Raw genomic sequence first — 4,140 nt, 5'->3', positions numbered from 1 at the left:
GCTTTTGAAAAAGTCGGCGATCGCTTCCGCAATGGCGTTCAGCTTTTCTTGAATAAAAGCGACGACTCCATTTTCCTCTTCTTTTGATGATGGTGTTTTCGTCTGCTTTTCCTTAGGTTTCTTCGTTTCTTTTTGCGCTGATTCTTTTATCTCGGCACTGGAAGGCGCTGAAGATGCGGTCTCTGTTGAAACCGGTTCTTCAGCAGTTGCTTCATTTTAATTTACCTCCACTGTTGCTTTAATTTGAAACGACAGTATTCCGTCCATTTTTCTTCACCAAGTGATTTGATTTCATCGTCGTAATATTTCCAAGCTGTATACATCTTTTGCACGCGCGCATATGAAACGACCCCGAAGTATTCAACTTGTCACCCTTCCGTTACGAAAATTACAATTTATGTAACGTTCTTTAAACGAATAGTGAGTATTATACGACCGTCTCTAGTAAAAATACAACCCATAATTTATAAACCGACGCAGAGTATGAACACCTTTTTTACGTTAGCCATAGTTTATCACCACGAGCTTTGTCATTCTCGTTAGTTTTTTAGCCATCCATGCATAACTACCCCTGCCATGTAAAATGTCATCTCGCCTATTTATCGTACTTGTCACCCTATCTCACTTTTACAACCAAACTCCATGATGGTGTTACCTTCATGAGTAATGAATTTCATAAAGGCATAGTTCATGTTGTCCTCTCAATAAATTCTTTTTTTCTTTTATGTTCATTTGCTTTATGTATTAGTTAATTTCTCCCTTTAACATAACGGGCTTTGTCATTCTCGTGTGCAATATAAAGCGAGTAGTATGTGCGGTAGTTTTATTTTAAATTCACTGCAACCAATCTACTGTGTCAGTTAACCATCATGAGCTTTTGATTCAAAATCAGTGTTTTTTAAATCTTCGGTTCAAGAAAAAACCTTGAAAGGCACTTAGCCAATCAAGGTTCGTTCATCATATCACCCAATAAAATCAACGCTTAATCTATCTACCCGAATTTGTACGTTTTGATTATGAAGATATCCATAGTCGAAAAGAAATTCACTATCTACCTCGAATATTATGCCTGCGTCTATATTACCAGTATCAATATTCAAGGTACCTCTTATAAAATGCGAAAAACTATCTCCTATCTGTTCAATACCTTTTTCACCTGAATCAATCTTAGAAATTACGAAGTCATCAAGTATAGCCAATTCCATTTCAACTAGGTACTGTCCTCCTTGAATTATCTCAAAAGGACAGTTATTGATAAAAGCAACTATTCTTTGTCCATTAATTTCAAGTACAGCTTCTTCTTCAATTAAAGGACTTATTTCTATTAATTTTGCAGTATATTGCATGAAAAGCAATCACCTTATTCCATAGGGTTAATTGTCTTATCGCGTTTATTGTTATTTAGCAATTTCCATAAATCCTCACCGCGTTTGACATGATACGTTGTAACATCACCATTGGCATTTGTTCCTACAAACTCAAATTTTGCTTCCCCCTTACGAGAGTTACCCATAAACTTCACGTAACCTGTTCGAGTTTCACCTTTATATTGATATACTACCTTTGTGCCACTGCTCATAACATCCCTAGCCCCTTGCATATATTCATCTGCATTACTATAAGCACCATGGAATTCATTGTTTTTAACGGCATGCTTTTCGTAATGAGACTCTAGTAAATCTCTAGAAGCAAAATTCTTATTAGCAAAGTTACCCGTACCCTTAGGTCTCAAACTAATGCCGATGTTATCTCCAGCCATCGGAGCCTGTTTTGCAACCTTGCCCACTTTGGTCACATTTGAAAGGCCTTTTGTTCCTACAAGGACTGATGCTATTTCAAATGTGGCTCTGCCAGCCACTCTGGATCCGGAACTTTCGTCTATATACTTCCTGGCATCTGAAACAATAGTTTTCGCAACATTATACTTATATTTGATAAGTTCTGGATGCGGTATGCCCGTTCCTAGTTTAAGTATATGAGTACCAGTTTTTACAGGATGCTTAACCAGATACTTTAGCCCGGCCCATGTTGATTTTGCCCCATCAGCTATGCCGCCACCAAACTCCGACCAGTTAACAAAACCAGGACTGTATCCATATCTATATCCATAACCATATCCTGAATAGCTATTGCCATTATAACGAGGGATGCTTCCAGCTAAACCGTTATAATTTGTTCTGGCCATGGCAATCAATTCTGCCAGGGTTGGTGCTGGTGGTGGCGGCGGTGTGCTGCCACCATCTCCTTCGTTCATTTGGGAGGTCTATGATCACATATTTGGTGTTCGGGTCAATCGAGACACAGTAAAATTTTTTTAGCCATAAAAAAGCCTTGAAAGGCTAAACACCAAACAAGGCAACACTATCATGACATGCTATTTTTTTAACAATATATTTATTAATTTCTCATTACCTACTTGCTTTGCAAAATCTAAAGGAGACCTTCCAACATTATTCTTAGTGAAAATATCAGGTTTATATGTCATTAATAATTCAACCATTTCGTAATTTTTACCTTTGCAATTGAATACAGCAGTCCACATAGCATTATTACCATATTTGTCTCTTAAGTTTATATCTATACCTCTTTCCAACAACTCTTTAGCAACATTTAAATCTTGATTGATACAAATAAGATGTAATGCAGTTTGACCGTCAGAATTTATCATATTAACATCAATGTTGTTATTAATAAGAAATAAAGCAATATCAAATTTATTACCTGAAATAGCATAATGTAATAAACCAGAGCCGTTTTCACTTTTTTTATTGACATCATCAATATCAAACTTGTTCGTAAATGTTTCTAAATCCCCAAACTTAGCTAATGTAAAAATGTCTGCATTCTTTGTCGGCATATACTTGAGCTCCTCGTTATTCATATTTATGACTTCTGTTCGTAGAAGGACTTTCTGGTCTGTAATTGTTTGGATTTCTATACCAATCTAAAAATTCTTCTTTGGTGATTTCACCTTTAATATATTTTTCATGCCAATTGCTATATTTATTTTCTGGTGTGTGCCCCATGTCCCATTGACCTGCTCTTGACTTACTTTTATCCCAAAACAATTCTTCCCCTGTATTTGGATCATATACTTTTCCATCGATATCCTTAGCATTTTCCCAGACTATATCTACTTGACCTTTTCCGTAATTTGGTCTTCTATTCGGGTTTGAGTACGGTTTAGGTTTTACCGTATCCTCAAGTCTCAAACTAACTCCAACATTCTCTCTAGCCACCGCAGCCGGTTTTGCAACCCTACCCACTTTGGTCACATTTGAAAGGCCTTTTGTTCCTACAAGGACTGATGCTATTTCAAACGTGGCTCTTCCAGCCACCCTGGATCCGGAACTTTCATCTATATACTTCCTGGCATCTGAAACGATAGTTTTCGCAACATTATACTTATATTTGATAAGTTCTGGATGTGGTATGCCCGTTCCTAGTTTAAGTATATGAGTACCAGTTTTTACAGGATGCTTAACCAGATACTTTAGCCCGGCCCATGTTGATTTTGCCCCATCGGCTATGCCGCCACCAAACTCCGACCAGTTAACAAAACCAGGACTGTATCCATAGCTATATCCATAACCATATCCTGAATAGCTGTTGCCATTATAACGAGGGATGCTTCCAGCTAACCCATTATAATTTGTTCTGGCCATGGCAATCAATTCTGCCAGGGTTGGTACAGGTGGTGGCGGTGGTGGTGCTACTGGGCCTCCGCCTCCAGATCCTCCTGAAGATCCACCGGATCCTCCGCTTCCGCCTTTGCCTCCTCCAGATCCACCGGATCCACCAGCACCTGGTTTTGGTTTAGGTGCTGGTGGAGGTGGTGTGCTTCCGCCATTCCCTCCGCCCGTTGGTGGTTTCGGTTTCGGGATGCAATACGTATCGTCTGAATCACTCGTCGTTTCACAATGTCCTGATGGATCCGTAAAGTTGACCGGATTGTTATGGACATAGCTGTACCGGTTCAAAGTCAACGGCTGGTTCGACCATCCTGCAAACGTGTCCATCGTCGTGAAGCGTCCTTCGTTCGGGCTGTACCATCTTGCACCAAAGTCAACCAGCCCGGCTTTCGCGTCATACGATTTTCCGGTGAATCCGACGGCGTTGTATGGGGCCGCCATATGGCTG

The 4,140-nt window shown here is 39.5% G+C and carries 4 protein-coding genes; all 4 read right to left on the bottom strand.

The genetic code is table 11. The features are described from left to right. Positions 1-962: 962 nt before the first annotated feature. Positions 963-1,346 (bottom strand): hypothetical protein, encoded by a 384-nt coding sequence (locus CVD23_RS21430; protein WP_101578359.1) that lies wholly within the window; start codon positions 1,344-1,346, stop codon positions 963-965. A 14-nt stretch (positions 1,347-1,360) separates the two neighbouring features. Continuing rightward, on the bottom strand, positions 1,361-2,254 hold the full coding sequence (locus tag CVD23_RS21425) for a hypothetical protein (protein WP_142382842.1): 894 nt from the start codon (positions 2,252-2,254) through the stop codon (positions 1,361-1,363). A 120-nt stretch (positions 2,255-2,374) separates the two neighbouring features. Further along, positions 2,375-2,857, bottom strand: a complete 483-nt coding sequence (locus CVD23_RS21420; RefSeq protein WP_101578362.1) for an ankyrin repeat domain-containing protein — start codon at positions 2,855-2,857, stop codon at positions 2,375-2,377. A 16-nt stretch (positions 2,858-2,873) separates the two neighbouring features. Then, on the bottom strand, positions 2,874-4,140 hold a 1,267-nt coding region (locus CVD23_RS21700), incomplete at its 5' end, for a GH-E family nuclease (protein ID WP_257988622.1).

Origin of the sequence: Bacillus sp. V33-4, assembly GCF_002860225.1 — a bacterium.
GTDB lineage: Bacteria > Bacillota > Bacilli > Bacillales > Cytobacillaceae > Bacillus_BJ > Bacillus_BJ canaveralius.
The sequence above is the reverse complement of the archived record's forward strand: the minus strand, read 5'-3'. Positions and strand labels throughout refer to the sequence as shown.